Source organism: Bradyrhizobium sp. USDA 372 (genome assembly GCF_053629095.1).
Genome location: NZ_JBRJHR010000001.1, coordinates 1805900 through 1824517, shown reverse-complemented (window position 1 = coordinate 1824517; position 18618 = coordinate 1805900). Strand labels below are relative to the sequence as shown.

Annotated in this window: 13 protein-coding genes and 1 pseudogene; 9 read left to right on the top strand and 5 right to left on the bottom strand. The window is 59.1% G+C overall.

The features are described 5' to 3' along the window. Positions 1 to 412: 412 nt before the first annotated feature. Positions 413 to 959: pseudogene (locus AB7M16_RS08925) on the top strand (EAL domain-containing protein); the annotation flags it as partial. 330 nt (positions 960 to 1289) lie between these two features. On the opposite strand, the gene AB7M16_RS08920 reads toward AB7M16_RS08925, so the two are convergent. After that, complete coding sequence (locus AB7M16_RS08920) at positions 1290 to 1529, bottom strand: DUF1127 domain-containing protein (protein ID WP_212255362.1); 240 nt, start codon at positions 1527 to 1529, stop codon at positions 1290 to 1292. 145 nt (positions 1530 to 1674) lie between these two features. Between AB7M16_RS08920 and AB7M16_RS08915 the strand changes: the two genes are divergently transcribed. Continuing rightward, on the top strand, positions 1675 to 3240 hold the full coding sequence (locus AB7M16_RS08915; protein WP_453943686.1) for a winged helix-turn-helix domain-containing tetratricopeptide repeat protein: 1566 nt from the start codon (positions 1675 to 1677) through the stop codon (positions 3238 to 3240). A 226-nt stretch (positions 3241 to 3466) separates the two neighbouring features. Here AB7M16_RS08915 and AB7M16_RS08910 read toward each other — a convergent pair whose 3' ends face one another. Next, on the bottom strand, positions 3467 to 3643 hold the full coding sequence (locus AB7M16_RS08910) for a hypothetical protein (protein ID WP_453943685.1): 177 nt from the start codon (positions 3641 to 3643) through the stop codon (positions 3467 to 3469). Positions 3644 to 4757: 1114 nt separating this feature from the next. Between AB7M16_RS08910 and AB7M16_RS08905 the strand changes: the two genes are divergently transcribed. Further along, positions 4758 to 4937 (top strand): hypothetical protein, encoded by a 180-nt coding sequence (locus AB7M16_RS08905; RefSeq protein ID WP_453943684.1) that lies wholly within the window; start codon positions 4758 to 4760, stop codon positions 4935 to 4937. A gap of 2053 nt (positions 4938 to 6990) precedes the next feature. Here AB7M16_RS08905 and AB7M16_RS08900 read toward each other — a convergent pair. Next, entirely contained in the window at positions 6991 to 7587 is a 597-nt protein-coding gene (locus AB7M16_RS08900; protein ID WP_212255365.1) for a phasin family protein, read from the bottom strand. A gap of 76 nt (positions 7588 to 7663) precedes the next feature. Between AB7M16_RS08900 and AB7M16_RS08895 the strand changes: the two genes are divergently transcribed. Then, the gene (locus AB7M16_RS08895; protein ID WP_453943683.1) at positions 7664 to 8761 is read left to right on the top strand and encodes an alpha/beta fold hydrolase; all 1098 of its coding nucleotides are present in this window, start codon (positions 7664 to 7666) and stop codon (positions 8759 to 8761) included. Positions 8762 to 9434: 673 nt separating this feature from the next. On the opposite strand, the gene AB7M16_RS08890 is transcribed toward AB7M16_RS08895, so the two are convergent. Further along, complete coding sequence (locus AB7M16_RS08890; RefSeq protein ID WP_172785482.1) at positions 9435 to 10322, bottom strand: helix-turn-helix domain-containing protein; 888 nt, start codon at positions 10320 to 10322, stop codon at positions 9435 to 9437. A gap of 363 nt (positions 10323 to 10685) precedes the next feature. Between AB7M16_RS08890 and AB7M16_RS08885 the strand changes: the two genes are divergently transcribed. Both AB7M16_RS08885 and AB7M16_RS08880 read left to right on the top strand, forming a co-directional pair. Continuing rightward, positions 10686 to 12359, top strand: coding sequence for a flavin-containing monooxygenase (locus tag AB7M16_RS08885; RefSeq protein ID WP_212255371.1), 1674 nt, complete (start codon positions 10686 to 10688; stop codon positions 12357 to 12359). A 19-nt stretch (positions 12360 to 12378) separates the two neighbouring features. Beyond that, positions 12379 to 13572, top strand: a complete 1194-nt coding sequence (locus tag AB7M16_RS08880) for a serine hydrolase domain-containing protein (protein ID WP_453943682.1) — start codon at positions 12379 to 12381, stop codon at positions 13570 to 13572. Positions 13573 to 13762: 190 nt separating this feature from the next. Here the strand turns inward: AB7M16_RS08880 and AB7M16_RS08875 are convergent, their stop codons facing one another. Beyond that, the gene (locus AB7M16_RS08875; RefSeq protein ID WP_453943681.1) at positions 13763 to 14833 is read right to left on the bottom strand and encodes a hypothetical protein; all 1071 of its coding nucleotides are present in this window, start codon (positions 14831 to 14833) and stop codon (positions 13763 to 13765) included. A 314-nt stretch (positions 14834 to 15147) separates the two neighbouring features. Here AB7M16_RS08875 and AB7M16_RS08870 point away from each other — a divergent pair, with 314 nt between their 5' ends. From AB7M16_RS08870 to AB7M16_RS08860, 3 genes are all read left to right on the top strand, one after another. Beyond that, positions 15148 to 15651, top strand: coding sequence for a methyltransferase family protein (locus AB7M16_RS08870; RefSeq protein ID WP_453943680.1), 504 nt, complete (start codon positions 15148 to 15150; stop codon positions 15649 to 15651). Positions 15652 to 16050: 399 nt separating this feature from the next. Next, complete coding sequence (locus tag AB7M16_RS08865; protein WP_453943679.1) at positions 16051 to 16713, top strand: phytochelatin synthase family protein; 663 nt, start codon at positions 16051 to 16053, stop codon at positions 16711 to 16713. Between the two features lie 375 nt (positions 16714 to 17088). Continuing rightward, a complete protein-coding gene (locus AB7M16_RS08860; RefSeq protein WP_453943678.1) occupies positions 17089 to 18399 on the top strand; it encodes an adenylate/guanylate cyclase domain-containing protein in 1311 nt (436 codons plus the stop codon). Positions 18400 to 18618: the final 219 nt, after the last annotated feature.

Here is an 18618-nt window from a genome sequence, read left to right as displayed (position 1 = left end):
GTCGCTCTCAGTCGAGAGATCGGAGCCACAACACGGTCGGATGCGCGCGCCGCTCGGGCGGCGATCACACCCTATCGTTTGGATATTTCCTGACGGAAGCGCAGGGCTCAAACATGACCGCCCTTTCCAGCAATTGAGATGCTACTTTGAAACTCTCTCAATCAACGAGGGCCTACGCCGTTCAACACCTTGGCGGGCCCGCAATTCACGTCGTATCGAGCATGCCAATGCTCGACGAACGCAACACATTAAAATCGTCATTAACTTTTGTAAATAGCGTCATTAATTTTCAAATATATATCTAAATAGATAGCGATCGTCGCAACAGCCAAGGCGGCACATCTCGCGCGCTGTGATGGTTTCTTGCAGCTCTAACAAAAGCGGCGCGGACGCAATGCGAAACGATCAACTAGTCGCGATCAACCTGTCACCCTCGCAGCTTCAGTCCGGTGATCTCGCTCATTCGGTCGCAGCACTGCTCGAAACGACGGGGCTGACGCCGTCGCTGCTCGAGATCGAAGTCACCGAAGACATCCTGCTGCATGACGAACGCCGCGTGCTTGAAACGTTCGAGAGAATTGCTCGGCGTCCGGATCCTGTTCGATGATTTCGGCACCGGTTATGCGAGCCTGAGCTATCTCAAGAAGTTTCCGCTCGACGGCCTCAAGATCGACCGGTCGTTCGTCTTCGGTCTCCTTTCGAATTCCGACGACGCCGCCATCGTCGGCTCGACCATCGGCCTCAGCAAGCAGCTCGGTCTCACGGTCGTGGCCGAAGGCATCGAGAACCGCGCAACGGCCGACCTCCTGGTCAGCATGGGATGCGAGGAAGGGCAGGGTTATTTCTTCGGTCGTCCGATGCCGGCCGAGGCATTCGAGAAGCAGTTCCTGGAACCCCTCCTTTGGACCAACGTACCGCTGTCTCGCGTTTGCTTTCGCTCATCTCGGACGCGACGTTGAGGCGCGTGAGGCGGCTGCCCATGTGCTTGAGTTTGATCCCGGCTTTACAGTATCTGCGATGATCGCGCGGGGCGGGACGTCGAACTTGAAGTTGTTGCTTGAGGGCCTTCGGAAAGCGGGGTTGCCAGAGTAAGCCCGGGTGCCGAATGACCGCCAGTGGCCCGAATGCGAAGTGGCGGCACGGCCTGCCGGCGTCTGCTCAGCGGAGCATACCGGACCAGATTTGCTCAGCCCGAGCTCTCTCAGTCTGACCCGTATCGGAGGTCAGCATCTGCGCCATGACGCCTTCTGGTTGTGACCAATCCGACCTTCCTTCGTTACCATCGGCATTCATTCACCGGATAGGATGCCTCGCGGATCGCAATCTCGGTGCGAGGCGACGTAGTCGATTTCGCCGCGCGTAATACCGATATCCATAAGCTCCCTGTCACTAAAGTCGCACAAGTTGGCCAGTAATCTCCGGCGTTTGCGCCACTCCTGAAATGCATTCCAGTATGCTTCGAGAGGACTGTAGACCTGCCGCCTTGCTGTTGCCGGTCCCAGCTCGGTGGTCCCGTGGATCGTGCTCATTGAGGGTGTCCTGTCTAGACTGCTCACTAGGACGGAAGTTGCCGCAAGAGGTGCCGGCGCGCTTAACTGGTGGCTTACATTTCTCTTACCGGCGGCTTATTCTTCATGCGCTAATACAGAGGCGGCCCCGAGAAGGAATGGCAGCTTGCGCTATCTTTTCGAGGAATACGCATTCGACACCGACCGGCGCGAGCTGCAGCGGGGCACTGATGCGGTGTCGATCGCACCGCAGGTTTTTGACCTGCTCGATTACCTGATCCGCAACAGGGAGCGGGTTGTAAGCAAGGACGACCTCGTCAACGCCATTTGGAATGGTCGCAGCGTATCTGACGCGGCGTTGACGACCCGCCTGAATGCCGCGCGAAGCGCGATCGGCGATTCCGGTGAGGCACAGCGCCTGATCAAGACGTTACCGCGCAAGGGTTTTCGTTTCATCGGCACGGTCCGCGAGGTGAACCAGCTTTCCGGCGCGGCGGCGATCTTGAGCCGCGATATTGAATTCACGGAAGCCCCCCTTCCACTACCCGACAAGCCCTCGATTGCTGTGCTGCCGTTCGAGAACATGAGCGGTGATGCCGAGCAGGAGTATTTTGCCGACGGAATAGTGGAGGAGATCATCACGGCGCTTTCGCGGTTCAAGTCCCTGTTCGTTATCGCCCGAAATTCAAGTTTCACCTTCAAGGGCCGAGCTGTAGACATCAAGGAGGTCGGGCGCAGGCTCGGTGTGCGCTATGTGCTTGAAGGGTCTGTGCGCAAGGCCGCAGGAAAAGTTCGCATCGCAGGACAATTGATCGATGCAGCCACAGGGGCTCATGTCTGGGCGGACAGATACGAACGTGACCTGACAGACGTCTTCGTTCTCCAAGATGAAATCACGCTAGCGGTTGTCTCCGCCATTCAGCCGAAGCTGCTCCAAACGGAGATCGCAATGGCGACGCGGCGGCGACCGGAGAATCTCACCGCCTATGATTTTTACCTCCGGGCCGTGGGCGAGTTCCGTTCGATGACCCGCGAAAGCTTTGCCGAGGCGATAAGGCTGGCTCATCGCGCCTTGGAGCTCGACCCTCGGCTCGGTCTGGCTGCCGGCCTGGCAGGTAACTGTCACGCGCTCAACGTCGTCTTCGGCTTTGCTGTCGATCCTCAATTCGAGCGCCGAGAGGCACTTCGACTTGCTCGCCTCGCATTGAGCATCGACGACGGTGATGCAGACACGTTAGCATCCGCCAGCTTTATCTCGGCAATCATGATCGGCGCTGGGCAAACCGAGATCGAAATGGCGAACCGTGCGGTCGCTCTTAACCCGAATGCATTTCAAGCCTTGGTCTGCAGAGGTCACGTCTACAGGATTGCGGGGTTACCCGAGGAAGCAATCCTCAGCTTTGAACATGCCGTCCGCATGAGCCCATTAGATCCGGTGCTGCACGCGGTGATGGCCGGGATAGGGATGGCCTTGATTGAGCTTGGTCGCTTTGAGGAGGCCGTCGAAGCAGGAAAGAAGGCCGAGCGTCAGAACGCCTCCTATTCATCAACTTACCGCTGCCTCGCGTCCGCATACGCCCATCTCGGACGGGATGCGGAGTCACGCGAAGCGGCGGCACGTCTGCTTGAGCTCGACGCCGCCTTTAACATATCAGGGTGGATAGCCCGGGGCGGGCAATCGAACGCGAAGCTGCTGATCGAGGGGCTCCGGAAAGCGGGGTTACCCGAATAGCAGTCCTATTTTGGCGAGATGATGCACTAGCGGCCCTGCAAGCGCCGCGCATGAGTCGGGTTTTGGCCCTTTGCGGCCGTGCTCGCGCGTTTCGGCGGCGTCCGCTCCTAGCGGCTAAACGGACCTAGCCTTTTCCCTACGCGGGTCTCCACCACCTTTCGAACCGCGGCCTCGGAGGTGCCGAAGGACGGTTCGGCGGTGAGGTTCATGTCGCAGTGACGGGCACCTAGGCTGCGAGATCGAACGTCGCAATCAAAGCACGGACCTCGCCCGCCAATTGGCGATAGTGCTCGCTCGCTCGCAAATAAAAGCCCCGATTGCTCTCATTTGCCCTCTGGGCAATCAATTCGCATTCAGCAGCAAGGCTCTCATACCGCTCTAACTTGGCTTGAAAATCCCTCATCCGAGCCATCCAACTAGTTACAAACAAGGGGGCCGACGTTATTCGCGGATTTGTGGTGCGGCAAGAGGATTGGACCATGCTGCATTGCAAATTCGAATGCTATGCCCGCCGCTCAGAACGGTCGGCGCGCCGGTGAGGCCGGACGGCATCATTCTGCCGCGTGCATGCCTTGCTCCGTCGGCTCATAACGAAACCCGCGCTTCACGAGCCAGCCACCCTCGACCATTCGCCGTGCCAAGGGCATGGCGCACACGGGCTGATTGCCGCCGGGGGTGATAAAGACCGTCAATGCGCTCGACGAGAAGGGCGTAAACGCGCGCGAGCCGCAAGGGCTCGACCATTCCGGGGAGTAGAACGACCGGGTCGTCCTTCATGCCTCAGGCAAGTGGCTGGATGGGCAGTCGTTCCCGAACTCCTCGTTTAACGGCTCTGCCTATCTCGGCCCGCCACTAAAGGCGCACGGGAGCATCGCCTCAAATCGGCGAACGTTAGTGCAACACACGAGCGGCTTCTGCCAGCCGGACCTTCTCTCGTAAATCCTCGAGTTCCTGAAGCATTTTCAGGAGATCCGGCAGGACGGTTGCCCGCTTCAAAATTCGAGTCGTTTGTCCCATCGCTATTCGCCTCCATGGCTCGCAACGGCGAGCCACATCAAGGCGCACACACGCAAATTTTCCCCTGCAGGCGGAATTGCATTTTTAACAAATTTGCTGAGCGGCGTCGGCGCGGTGGCATTCACTGGGCGTGGTGCGTGCGGCGAGAGATTTTGCAAGGCTCCAGAATCGGTCGCCTATCCTGAGGGAAGAACGGTTTATGGCCCATTGCTTCCATTAGCGCCTCGCGGCGAGTTGTCCGGGGTCGGGGCAAAGCGGAAGCACCCCACCGCGGGCCAATCCGCGCTGTTGACCCGAAGCGGACATGCTGTTGCAATCTTCGAACTCTCTTTCGGCGGACAAAGACTGCGCGGCTCGTCTGAGGTCAGCTCTAAGCCAGTATACGCACTTGCAACTGGAACAATGTCCAAGCGATCTGATTGAAGTGTGTTATGGCTTGGCTGGGATTGGCACGGAGTATTCCTGGCGAAGCGTGGTGATAGTCAGGGAAGGTGCTTCACATGGATGACGAACGAAAAGCTGGGAAACGGGCCGCTGAAGGCTTGCGCGAGGCGACTTCTAAGGAAGAAGCGAAAAACGAGAGCAAGACGGGACACGATCTAGCTAAGGGCGCTGATCGCTTCGAAGAACGCTCTAAAAGCTCCGATGGAAGAAGCGCAAAAGAGAAACAAAAAGGGTGAATGCACCACAGCAGACCAAGCGCTGCGTTTCGATGGACCTCCCATGCGAGCCACCGGGACCGATGGTTGGCTGTGGTGATCAACTGTTAGCCCAGCTGGCTTTGGGCAAGGCTCTCTAAGGTCCGCGTCGCCTTCTGGCTCGTTGCCGATCTGCGCTTGAAGAGCAGAAAGATCTGCTTGCAGGAGATGAGTCCGATCAAGGTGAAGCAGCCCGCCACGACCGTGCTCGACACGAAAACCTCGCTTGCACCAGCAAGCGCCGCACTCGCGCCCCTATGTGGACAGCGATACCGCCGACATCATCACCAATCATTTCGCGACAGGGGGCCTAGTAAACGCACTGTCGGACCCAGTAGCCACCGCTGACCCGTATCCACTGGCATGGACTCGGCGGGGGCTCTTTGATGATCGGCCACCCGTGAATATCGATGTTTGTTGGCGCGGTGATGCCGCGCCAAAAGACGGCATTTGCTTCGGAGGAATGGAAGACCAAAGCTCCGGCGAAGCAGGTAGCGGCTACACGGCACAGCAGGAAACGGCTCATTTGTCTGATCCCGGCGAGACGTTGGACCCTTGCCGATGCTACGCGAGCCGCAGGGTTTCATCCACACCCACGGCGACCAGTCTGCCGCTCCGGGGGCGCTCCCAACGTAGAATTACGGGCTGTTGGCGCTACGTTGCGTTGCGAAGTGCACGCTTGTGAGACCAGGCGCTTCGCTTTCGAATTCGGGTCCTTCGAAACAGTTCGTTAGCTTTCATGTGGCTTGCTGGGAGCGTGCCGATTACCGCCGATCGCGGCACATTGGAATGGGAATGCCGGCCCCGGCTGTTTCTCCCAACCTGCGGCTGGGGCCGTTTTGAACTTTTCGCTGCATCGTTCAACCCGGTCCACAACTATGTTTAGAGGCATTGCTATCGCGCTATTTGGGATGAGCATGCTTTCGCAGCTCGATCGCGCGCTCTTCTACGGCCGCAATACTGACGCCGCGCTGAGGCTGATACGGGACGTTGGCCAAGGTTTTGGGCTGTAGGTCCGCCCGCTGCCCTCAAGATCGCTCGGGGGACTACTTCTTCAACAGCAGTCCCAACGTTCGCGCCATGCGCCTCACCGATCCGGCGTGGCGGCCGAGTTCGGCGGCTATCTTTGACGCGCCAACTCCCTGTCGGGCCAGCGTGATCAACCGTTGGACCTCCTGCTCGGCCCATTGTTTTGGCTTCGGAGTTTTCATGATGCGGCGCTCGATCCGCACCAGTTAACCAGCGAGCGAAATTGCCGACACTTGGGAAATTTACGGGTGGACTTCCTGCCTGAGGCCGCCCCTCGCTTTTAAACGGCAGTTTCGATGCTTGTCGGCTATTGCCCGTAAACCGGGCGTAGGGCTGCGCTTGCCACGACCGCAGCTTGTGACCCCCCAGCTGCCTTTCGCTGCTACAGACTCTCGACGGCGATAGCCCCGTATGAGGCAATGAGCCTGACGTATTGAAAGCCGATTTTTGGCTATGGTAGATTGCCAGTTTATCCCGATTGCTTTGATCCGTCTTAGTAGTGTTTTTTGTACTGTGGAGGACATTTATGCGAAGCTCTCGCGCAATGCTTTATCGGCAACAACTTGGCGAACTCGCCTCTCAGCTCTCAGAACTGGAAGATCTTCGAAGTCTGGTCGAAGATGCAGAGCGCGTCGCCCGAGGTGCGCCTGCATTGCGCTCTAGACGCCATGCTTCGCACCGCCTCCGAGGTCGTGATCGCGGCGCCCTGTCTGTCCGCCTCCGCTGCTACACGCCACCAGGCAGAAATGCAGGTCTCAGGGTCCCTCAGAACGACAACTTAATCGATTGGATGTTGCTTGAGCCATTTCCCGACGGATGGTGGGCTTCCCCCTAAAGCTCTTCAACGGCTGCCAGTAAATCAAGTTTTCTCGTCTGCTTGTGGGCCCTAGTGTGGCCGTGCCGCCTTGCTTTGAGCAAGCGGCGAAGCCGGAATCTTCGCGGGCGGGACAGGCATAGGCGCGGCTGAGAGTCCGCCGCGCCGGTGCCATGATTGTACCAGCCGCGCCTAGGCTGCCTGCCGCATGCGTTCGATGCTCCGAGTTATATGATTTCCGGCATCGTCCGCCACCTTCAGAGACAAGTCCGCCATCCGGCGGCTGGTATCCAACGCACTCCTGATCGTGTCGCGCATCAGATCGGTTTGCACAGCGGCCAAATCGTGAGGAGTGCGGCAGTTCCAGAGTTCATTCGTGCGGTCCATGGTCCTCTCGATCTGCTGTCGAACGAAATCGAAGTACTCACGCGATGCACCATTCATTCCTTTGGCGACTGCAGTCGTAGAGTATATGATTGCTTCGGCGTTGCGGACCGAGCGTTCCGCTGCCTGCTGCGCCTCATTGCCGGTCAAACCGAACGTGCGACCCAGCTGATCAGTCGAGCGACCCATCATGGCCGCAGCCATGTCGAGTCCGAAGCGCCAAGCGTTTTGCAACATCTCGGTATTTTGCCGCAAGAGATGGCCGCTGGCTTGCGCCACCTCCTCCCCCGCCTCGGCGGTGGCCAAGCCGATCCGCCTGGTCTGCTCGGCGGTCCTCTCGCCGGCGCGGCGGATTGTGTCTTCAGGGCTTTGGGTGGGTTTTTCCTCTGGGCGTGGATTGGCCATTTCGTTGCTCCATCGTTCTTGTTGGTGAGGTCGGATCGCTATGCGCTTCGTCACATGCGATCCTTAGCGAGCAAACGTGAGCAATTCTGCGCCGTTCCGGACCGAGCGATCTTTTAATCAATCCTCCGCGATTGCGCGCAGGAACGAGCACTTCAACTTCCAATTATTCCTTGGTTTGGCTCGTCTGCTCGCGCTGCGGATCAGACTTCTCTTGGTCCTATCTCAAGGCTCAGTCATGACCACCGCTGAAACCGTACTGCTCATCGTTATCTTGTTGTTGGCGCTTCTTGTCATCGGCAACATCGGCTTCTCCAAACTGGCCGAGCGAAGAAATCCGCCTATCGGCAAGTTTCTCGAGTGCGACGGCGTGGTACTCCACTATATCGATCGGGGCGATCCCGCGGCTCCTTGTGTCGTGCTGCTTCATGGCAACGGATCCATGATCCAGGACTTCATGATCGGTGGGCTGGTCGATCTTCTTGCCCGCAGCAATCGCGTGGTGTGCTTCGACCGTCCGGGCTTTGGCTATAGTCAGCGGCCGCGGCTTCGACTATGGAGCGCAACGGCTCAAGCAGCTCTGCTGGTGAAGGGGCTCGAGCAACTCGGGATCCGCGATCCTGTGGTGCTGGGCCATTCTTGGGGCGCCTTGGTCGCTATCGCTCTCGGCATGCGGAAGGATTATCCGATCCGGGGTCTTGTGCTTGCGTCCGGCTACTACTTCCCGACCATCCGATTGGATGTGTGGTTGATGTCAGGTCCGGCCATACCGGTCTTGGGCGACTTGGTCAGCTACACTGTCGCGCCGATCATCTCGTGGGCCATGTTGCCGGGAGCCTTCCGCAAGATTTTCGCGCCCCGGTCCGTCCCGTCGACATTCAAGAACGAATTTCCAGCGTCTCTCGTTCTCAGGCCCACACAATTGAGAGCGGCTGCGGAGGAAAGCGCACTCCTCATTCCAACTGCAACACAGTTCCAAGCCCACTATTCGACCATGAGTCCCCGCGTGAAAATCTTCCATGGAGCAGAGGACCAGGTGATCGAACAGAAACAAGCTCGAGATTTACATCAGGCGCTGCCTCGGTCCGATCTTCACCTGGTTCCGAATGCCGGACATATGGTCACGCACGCAGACCCCGTTGCCATTGCGGAAGCCGTCAATTCAATGACGAGATAGGAGGAGGGAGGGGTTGTCTAGCCGGCCTATCCTCCGGCTCAACAGCCTGTCTGAGCTCTCTTGGATCCTCAGAGTCATCGAACAACGTATCCGACACGGTGGCCATCCCAGGCATTCTCGAGCTGTGGCTCGATTAAATGTTAATATATAATCAGCTACTTTAAATAAATTAAATGCTGGACGAGATTTAAATTTGGATTAGAATGAGAACCGCTTGGCGCCGGATGAACGCGTCAAGGACCTCCTAGAAGCGGCCCCCATCATCCCGCCCTGCCAGCCCTGTTCCAGGGATGCAAGGGCCGCTTCTAGGGCAAAATGTGAGCCAGATCATGCACTTGTCACTAGGTGATTTGTTTCTCATCTCCGCAGGAACCGGTACGCTCCTACTGATTGAGCTCGGAGTATTGATCATCGTGGGTGTGATCTGAGCCAATGGAGAAGAGCGTAGGGACGTTCTGAGGGCCAGCTCCATATCACGTCTCCTTGTAAGCGTGTTCGGCCTCGATCGCGCGGAGCAGGGCGGCAAGGCTGGGATATTCCAAGCCATTGCGGACGTAGCGGTCGCGAGGAGATCTTCGCCGGGGGCGAGCAGCTTCGCGCAAGTTCCGCTTTCGTGAAGCATCAGCCAGCCTTACTCGACCGCATAGGCAATGCCAGCGAGAGAGAAAGCGGCCTAGCCGATGTATTGCCTGCGATATTCCGCCGGCGTCATGTTCATCTGCCGGCGGAAGATTCGATTGAGGTGACTCTGATCTGAAAATCCGCTCAGCAGCGCGATCTCTTTCAACGCCAGGCGATCCTTGCGCAGATACTGGCACGCGCGTTCCACCTTGCGGCTCAAGACAAAGGCGTGTGGCCGCATTCCATAATGCACATGGAATTTGCGTGCGAACTGAACGGGCGAGCAGTTGCAGATATTGGCCAATTCCTCGAGCGTAATGTTTCTCGAGATGTTTTGTTCGATATAGTCCTCGATCAGTCTTGCATGGGCAGGCCTGAAACGCCCCTGTGAACAGGGCAATTTGAACTGCACCGAGGCATATCTTCGCAGGACGTGCACGCTGGCCTGAAGCGCCAGCGCATCGTAGCAGAGCCGGCCACCGGGGCCCCCCGCCGCAACCTCCTGCACCATCTGATCACCAATCCAGGTCAGGATTGGGTCTTCGACCTTGAGCAAGTCGTGGAGTTCGACGTGTTGCGCATCGCGATCGAACGCCTCGCTTGCAGTCTTCGCCATAAACGCCGGTGAAATGTAGAAATGACTGACCTCGATATCCTGGCTCCATCGCCAGTTCGAACCTTCTGCGCGTGTGAGCAGCGTCGTGATGCCGCGGCCGACGTGATCCTGCTTCCAGGCCCCGGTAACCCTGCGGTTCATCGCTGTCGCGCCCTCGCGGTAGAGGACGATCAGATAGTTCTCGGACGGGGGCACCCAGATGTCAGACGGTGCATAGCGGAACACCCGTAGCCGAAAATCGGCCTTTCCCACCGCGGAGCTGTCCAACATCAGTTCGCCAGGAGCGTAGCGCGGCAGCTCCTCGACCGTGATGAATTGGCCCATCGCGCAAGCCTCCCTCCCTGGATTCTGGGAAGCGTTAGCCGCTTTTTTCTCTCATTGGCCGGATGGCAACCGCGCAGCATAAGCTGGTTTTGTCATTTGCCAAGCGAGTTGCACCAGGAACTGCGGCCCTCGCGGCGCGGCGCCACCCACGTCGTTCAAAGGATTGTCGGTTTCGTTCAAGCCGCGAGCGTCAGCACGCTCGTAGGCTGTCTCGCGTTTCAGGCATGAGCGGAGAGAGCGGCGCAAACGGGTGAAACCGCCCCTTCGATCTGTCGAAACGGAGAATGATGCGATGCACCACCACCCGACCACGCGACGGGTGGGCAAGGCCGTGCGCACTCAGAAAACATCAAGGAGGGAAATATGGCGGAAGACGCGACCAAGTCCAACGGAGGCAACGGCGCGCATGTGACGGCGCGCTTCGATGCGGTGGTGATCGGAGCCGGCGTCGCCGGACTCTATGCGCTCTACCGTCTGCGCGAGCAGGGGTTGAAGGTGATGGCGATTGACGCAGCCCCCGGCGTCGGCGGCACCTGGTATTGGAATCGCTATCCCGGCGCGCGCTTCGATTCGGAAGCCTATATTTATCAGTATCTCTTCTCCGAGGAGCTCTACAAGGGATGGAGCTGGAGCGAGAAATTCCCGGGCCAGCCGGAAATCGAACGTTGGCTGAACTACGTCGCCGACCGTCTGGATCTCCGCAAGGACATCCAGTTCAGTACCACGGTCAATAGCGCGCATTTCAACGAGGCAACCCACCGCTGGCTGGTCACGACCGAGAAGGGTGACGTGATCGACACCCAGTTCCTGGTTACCTGCTGCGGCATGCTCTCGGCCCCACACGTGTCCTTTCCAGGTCAAGAGACATTCAAGGGGCAGTTGTTTCACACGGCGCGCTGGCCGAAGCAGCCGGTCGACCTCGCAGGCAAGCGTGTCGGCGTCATTGGTAACGGCGCGACCGGCATTCAGGTCATACAGACAATCGCCGGCGAGGTCGGCCATCTCAAAGTGTTCATCCGCACCCCGCAATACATCATCCCGATGAAGAATCCGAAATACGGCGCGGCCGATGTCGAGGCCTATAAGTCGAAGTTCACGTCGTTCACCGAGCGCCTGCCGCACACCTTTACCGGGTTCGAATACGACTTCGAGCACACCTGGGCAGGTCTCACCCCGGAGCGTCGCCGAGAAGTACTCCAGGCTTGCTGGGATGACGGCTCCCTGAAGCTATGGATATCGTCCTTCGCCGAGCTGTTTTTTGACCCCGAGGTCAACGCCGAGATCTCCGAATTCGTGCGCGAGAAGATGCGCGAGCGGCTCAAGGATTCGAAGCTGTGCGAAGCCCTAATTCCGACCGATTATGGCTTCGGGACGCACCGTGTGCCGCTGGAGCAAAAATTTCTCGAAGCCTTCCATCGTCCGAATGTCGAGATCGTCGGCGTCAAATCCAATCCGATCGAACGTGTGACGCCTGCGGGCATCCAGACGGCCGACGGAACGATCCACGAGCTCGACATCATCATTCTGGCAACCGGATTCGACGCCGGAACCGGTGCGTTGACGCGCATCGATATCAGGGGTCGGGGGGGCCGTTCGCTGAAGGAAGACTGGAGCAGGGACATCCGCACGACGATGGGTCTGCAGGTTCACGGCTACCCGAATCTCTTCACCACCGCCGTGCCGCTCGCGCCTTCGGCGGCGCTCTGCAACATGACGACATGCCTGCAGCAGCAGGTCGAATGGATCGACGGTTGCATCAGGTACATGCGCAGCAAGAGCCTTGACGTCGTCGAGCCGACGAAGGACGCCGAGGACAGCTGGGTGGCGCATCACGATGAGATCGCCAATGCGACGCTGATCGCCAAGACCAATTCCTGGTACTTGGGCTCGAATGTCGAAGGCAAGCCGCGCCGCGTTCTGTCCTATTGCGGCGGTGTCGGCAGTTATCGCCAGAAATGCGACGAGGTCGCCGCGAATGGCTACCAAGGCTTTGCGATGCAGAGTCCTCGCGAAGCCGCCACGGAGAACGTCATTTAGGTACAGAGGGGAGGAGACCATGAACACGAATTTCACTGCAGCGGCTGACGCCGTTCTCAACGATGTCGTTACATCCACTCCGCGCGTGCCCGGTGTCGTCGCGATGGTGACGAACCGCCATCGCAACATCTACGAAGGCGCGGCCGGCAAGCGCCGTCTCGACCGACCGGCCGAGATGACAACCGACAGCATCTTCGCCATCTTTTCCACGACCAAGGCAATCACCGCCACGGCGGTCCTGCAGCTCGTCGAAGAGGGCAAGCTCGATCTCGACACGCCCGCCAAGCGCTACGCGCCCGAGATCGGCAAGCTCCAGGTCATCGAGGGTTTTGATGCCCAGGGCGAGCCGATCCTGCGTGCGCCCAAACGCGACATCACCACGCGCATGCTGATGGTCCATACCGCAGGTCTCAGCTACGACTTCATTAACCATACCTATAACCGTCTGGCCCAGGAAAAGGGTCAGCCAAGCGTCATCACCGCTTCCAAGGCCTGCCTGATGACTCCGCTGCTTTTCGATCCCGGCGAACGGTGGGAATACGGAACCAATCTTGACTGGTGCGGTCAGATCGTCGAGGCCATCAGGGGGGGCCGGCTCGGCGAGGTATTCCAGACTCGGATTTTCGAGCCGCTACGCATGAAGGAGACGACGTTCGAGCTGACCGATGCGATGCGCCAGAGGCTCGCCGGGATCCATGCGCGAGGCGCCGACGGGTCGCTCACACCGATGGATTTCGAACTGCCTGCCAAGCCCGAAGTGCACATGGGTGGCCACGGCCTTTACAGCACGATCGGCGACTACATGCGTTTCATCCGCATGTGGCTGAATGACGGCGTGGGCGAGCACGGCCGGGTGTTGAAAGCGGAGACCGTCCGCATGGCGGAAAAGAACCAACTGGGTGACAAGAAGGTAACGCCGATCACGGGCGTCATCCCGTCGCTGTGCAATGATGCCGAGTTCTTCCCCGGCCAGTCCAAGTCTTGGGCGCTGAGCTTCATGGTCAATGATGAAGAAGCTCCCACTGGCCGTCCTGCCGGCGCGCTCGGTTGGGCTGGCCTTGCCAACCTGTTTTACTGGATCGATCGCCAGAACGGCTTTGGCGGGTTCTGGGCTACACAGATTCTTCCCTTCGGCGATCCGGCGTCGTTTATCGGCTACATGAATTTCGAGACGGCATTTTACCAGAGCCTGAAACAGCGAATGGTAAGTTAGCGACTGGCCTGATCTCCTTCGCACGCGGCCACAGCGGCCGCGTGCGATTGCTCCGCATTTGGCCCGTGGCTGACTTCCCCTCTTAGGCTCGCACCGTCCGCTTCCGAGGGCTGAGCGGAAGCCATCGCCGGAGCCGCCGAGGGCAGCCTTTGACCCAATTCGGAGCTGGACGGGCGCCACTGCGGTTCAACTACGGCAGTCCTTGTGTCGCCGTAAAGGGATTGAACCCGCGTTCTGCAAGAGCAGCCCACGAAGCAGCGCCAAGATGTGGCAATCGGAAATAGAGTCGTGGCTTGGCCGGATCGGTATCCAGCATGAACCCGGTCGGTAGCGCTCGGACACTTGTGGCATAGAACCCGCCATCCGGCGACCTCTGGGATTCGATGACAGCGACCAACGATTTCGCCTCCGCAGTCCTGCCGAGCAATTTCAGCAAGAGAGCCATTTGGCTTGTCCCTTCGGTCCACACACCATCTCGGTCTTCACCGTAAGAAAAGCCCTCGTCGACTCTCATTCGCTGTTCGGCGGTCGTAATGGCCGACGCAAATTTCCTGGCCGCTCCGGGGAGCGCCGTTAACGGCCAGACTTGAGCATCAAGGGCCAAAATCGGATTGCGCGTGACGCCGTCTTCGGCGGTGCCTGCGGCGAAACAGCCGCATGCCGGATCCCACATCGTATCCACGAAGCGCTCAGCAGCTGTTGCCATGTCACGCCAGCGCGAATCGCCTGTACGGGTTGCAAGAAGGCCAAACGCGGCGGCGAGGTCGGTATTGTGTTCAGTCGATTTCCATGTCCGCAACTCGGGCGTCGGTTCGTGCCCAAACGTACCGCCCGTGAAACCGCCAGTCCCGCGTTTGTCGGCCCATTGCGCGACCCAGGTCCCAAGCCGTGCTGCACCGTCGCGGAATCGAGAGCCGGTGTTCACATCATCAATCGACAGCAACGCCAACATGGCCCATGCGATGTTACCGTTATCGCTGCCGACCTGATATCGATCCTCCAACCACTTGTTCTGCGTGTTGTCCCACCACCCCGGAAGTTTGACAGGGCCATTCGCCACCACACCCGCGGCGTAAGCGTTCCGGAGCCGTCCATCATGCCAGGTCCGGTCATTGTCGATGGCCCGGAGAATCGCCGCGCCGATCCGACGTGCTTTGTCTTGCTCACCGCACCCGACCAATGCGATGGCGGCCACCGCATTGTCATAGAGGTATGCGGCGCCATGCAGAGGCCCCGAGTTCACGGTCGGATAGCTGGGCAAGAACAACGGCCCTGGCGGTGCCTTATCGATGAGACCAGCGAGGTACCCGCATGTAGACGCTTCTGGTGTTGCCAGAGCCCGTCGTGGAGTGGCGACCACAATGATTATGAAAGTCGTTAGGATGAATACCAAGGAAGTTATTCGGGCCACTTGTCGTTCTCCGGGTGGCGGCTGATCTTATACCCATCGGCGATGTCTGGAAGTGGCCCCGCGGCTGACTTCAGTCCGGAGCGCGGGGATGTCCGCTTCATTGCGTTCAATGCTCGTAGAAGGTGATTTGCTAAGCTATTCTTGTCGGGTTGTGGGAGCACGCAATGTCGAAAGCAATTGCCGTCTTGGGCTCCGCTCTGTTCTTCGTCATTGCGCCGTTGGTGCTGGCAGGCTTCGTCCCTTGGTGGGTCACGCAGTGGGAATTTCGGCCAGCTTTTTTCGGCGTCGATCTAACCCGCATGCTCGGCGGTATATTGATCATCGTCGGAGTGCCCGGACTCGTGGATTCATTTGCCCGTTTTGCGCTGGAAGGGCTGGGGACGCCCGCCCCGATCGCGCCGACACAAACGCTCGTAGTGACTGGCCTTTATCGCTACGTGCGAAATCCGATCTACATCGCGGTCGTCGCAGTCATTTTTGGTCAGGCCCTTTTGTTTGGTGATTGGCGACTCCTCTGGTACGGCGCGCTACTCTGGCTTTTTTTTCATGTCTTTGTGGTGATTTACGAAGAACCGACGCTCGAGCGAACATTTGGCACGGAGTACGAGAGCTTTCGGGCTAATGTGCCACGCTGGATTCCGCGATTGACGCCATGGCGAGCCGCATAAAAGGATCGCTGCAAGCGGCTCGATTCCGGCTGCAACAAACAGTACGAGACGGCGAAGCGTAGCAAGCGCGCCTAGCGGCCTCGCCCGGAGGGCCCACTACCTTAGCCGCCGGGGTCGAAAATAGCACATGGGCCGGGAAACTGCTCCGCACGCCGTGTCTTTCCGATCCGAAGGAAGACGGGCCGTCTGCGCCTGCGCATTGTGAGGACCGAATTTGGCCCGCTGGAGACCGTCCGCCGGCGCTCAACACGTCCCTCCACCAGAACTAACCGGAAGTCACTGCTGACGCGTCGCGACGCGCTGGACCCTCAACGGACATTTATGGGGTCTGTTCCCACCAATATGCTTAAGGATATAATCTGGCCAGCCTCCAGTCGGACTGCTGCTAGGTTCAGACCCATGAAGCGGTGGCGCTCAGTCAGCATTATCGGCATGGTTGTTACTGCGGGCCTGCTGGGTGCCGGGGCCCTTGTTGGTGGCCAGTCACGAGTGCCGACAGAAGCCATAGCGTCCTCGGTAACACGTACACCGGAGCTTATGGAACGCGCGTGGCACCTGCCAGTGGCAGCTACATTCCACAGGAACGTTAACTGGCAGTCAAATAGCTCTCGTTGCGGACCTGCAGCTGTTGCGAATGCGTATAGGTCGCTCGGCGAGGCGGCAAGCACGGAGGGCAAGGTGTTGGCTGGCACCGGGCGGTGCTGGACAGGCTTATGCATCCTGGGTCTCACGCTTGACGAGCTCGCCGAGGTCGCGGGGACCAATACGAGCCGCAAAGTCACTGTCTTGCGTGATCTCAGCGAGGACCAGTTTCTGGAGCATCTGCGTCGCTCCAACGATCCAGGCCGACGCTACATCGTGAATTTCAATCGCGCGCAAATTTTTGGTGCTGGTGTTGGACATCATTCGCCCATTGGCGGCTATCTGGAAGCCGACGATCTAGTTTTCGTGCTCGATGTCAATTCCAGCTACCAGCCATGGCTAGTCGAGCGAAAACGGCTGTTCGCAGCTGTAAATACGTACGATGGCGATAAGAAGCGCGGGCTGCTGCTGATCGAGTAATTGCAAATCTCTGCGGTCTGTCACGTATAGCCCTGAGCTGAAGACGGCGAGCGAGGCGGTGGAGGTGCCCAAGCGGTCGAATAACAAGGCTGCGAGCTGCTGCCTTGCGATGGGTTTGCTCGTGGCCCGTTTGAGACATGTCGAGCGGCGGCGGACGTGTCCGTTCACCGGGGTCGACCGGAAGTCATCGCGGCAAGGCTAAGCCGACGCGAAGGACCCAAAGGAGACTTCCCAACGGCTTCGGCAGAGGTGCGCCGCGGACCCTCAGCGAACATGAGCAGCCTGGGCCATCGCCACACGGCCATCTCGCCGCTCGATTGCACTGCGTGGCCATTTAGCCGTAAGCTACCCGGTGACCCAGACTGGCGGGAAGCCATGGTTGTCGAGACGCGCTATGTGACCAGCGGCGAGGTCTTCGTCGCGTATCAAATATCCGGACAGGACGGTCCGGATCTGCTCATGACACCGGGCTTTGTATCGCATCTGGAGCTGTCATGGGAGAATCCCAACGCCGCGCGCTTCCTTAACGACCTCGGCTCGTTCTCGCGACTGATCCGATTCGACAAACGCGGCACAGGTCTCAGCGATCGTGGCGTCGGTGTCCCGCATCTCGATGAAAGGATCGACGATATCCGCGCCGTCCTCGACGCCGCGGGTTCCAAGAGAGCCTACCTGTTCGGTGTCTCGGAGGGCGGGCCGATGTCGATCCTGTTCGCGGCGACCTACCCTGAACGGGTCGCCGGTCTCATCCTGTTCGGCACGTATGCGCGCACGGTCGGTGCCTCCGTTCCATTTGACGATTTTGTGGGGCTGGAGCGCGATATCCGGTCCAACTGGGGTACCGGCAAGAGTCTGCCAAGTTTCTCCCCATCGGCAGCCGCAATTCCCGGAAGCATGGAGCGCTTCGCCAAGTTCGAGCGCTCGGCGGCCAGCCCGTCTGATGTGATCAACCTGATGCGTATGAACCGCGAGATCGACGTAACGGCAATCCTGCCGTCGATCCGTGTTCCTACGCTTGTAATGCACCGGTGCGACGACGTACGCATTCGTGCACTCGCCGGCCGCGAGCTTGGAGAGAGAATTCCTCGGGCGCGCTACATCGAACTCCCGGGTAGCGATCACCTCGCTTGGTCAGGAGATCAGGATCGGCTTGTCGAGGAGATCAGACAATTCATGGGGGTTTTCGCTACTGCGGTCGAGGTTGATCGCGTCCTCTCGACTGTGCTGTTCACCGACATCGTCGATTCGACAAGGAGAGCTTCGTTAGTGGGCGACAGGCAGTGGCGTTCAACTCTGGAGGCGCATCATGCAGCGGTACGTTCGGAACTGGAGCGGCACCGCGGACGCGAAGTTAAGACTACGGGCGACGGATTTCTGGCCCTGTTCGACGGCCCGGCGCGCGCTGTCCGCTGCGCCCAGAGCATCGTCAGCGCGGTGCGGCCGCTCGATCTCGAAGTACGGGCCGGCGTTCATACCGGTGAAATTGAGTTGATGGGCGACGATGTGAGCGGCATTGCTGTGCACATCGCAGCCCGGGTAGCTCAGCATGCGAAAGCGAGCGAAGTTCTGGCCTCGAGCACAGTAAGAGACTTAGTCGCGGGTGCTGGCCTCAAGTTCATCGATCAGGGACCGGCCGAGCTCAAGGGGCTTGCCGAGCCGATCCGCGTATTTGCAGCTGTAACCTGAATCAGTTTCTGGGGTTCTGGGGCGCCGCTTGCGCCTTAAAAAAGTTGAGACGCTATCACTCCAATGTCCGCTTCTGGCCCCTTAGCCGAACAAGGCCAGGGCATTATGGTGTCCGCTATCGCTGGTAGACCGGACGCGGGCCGTACGCACTTCGACCACCGGTTGTGACCCCACATCGCATTAGGCTGTTCGCGTAGGCAGGCTAATAGTGTGGCCCTG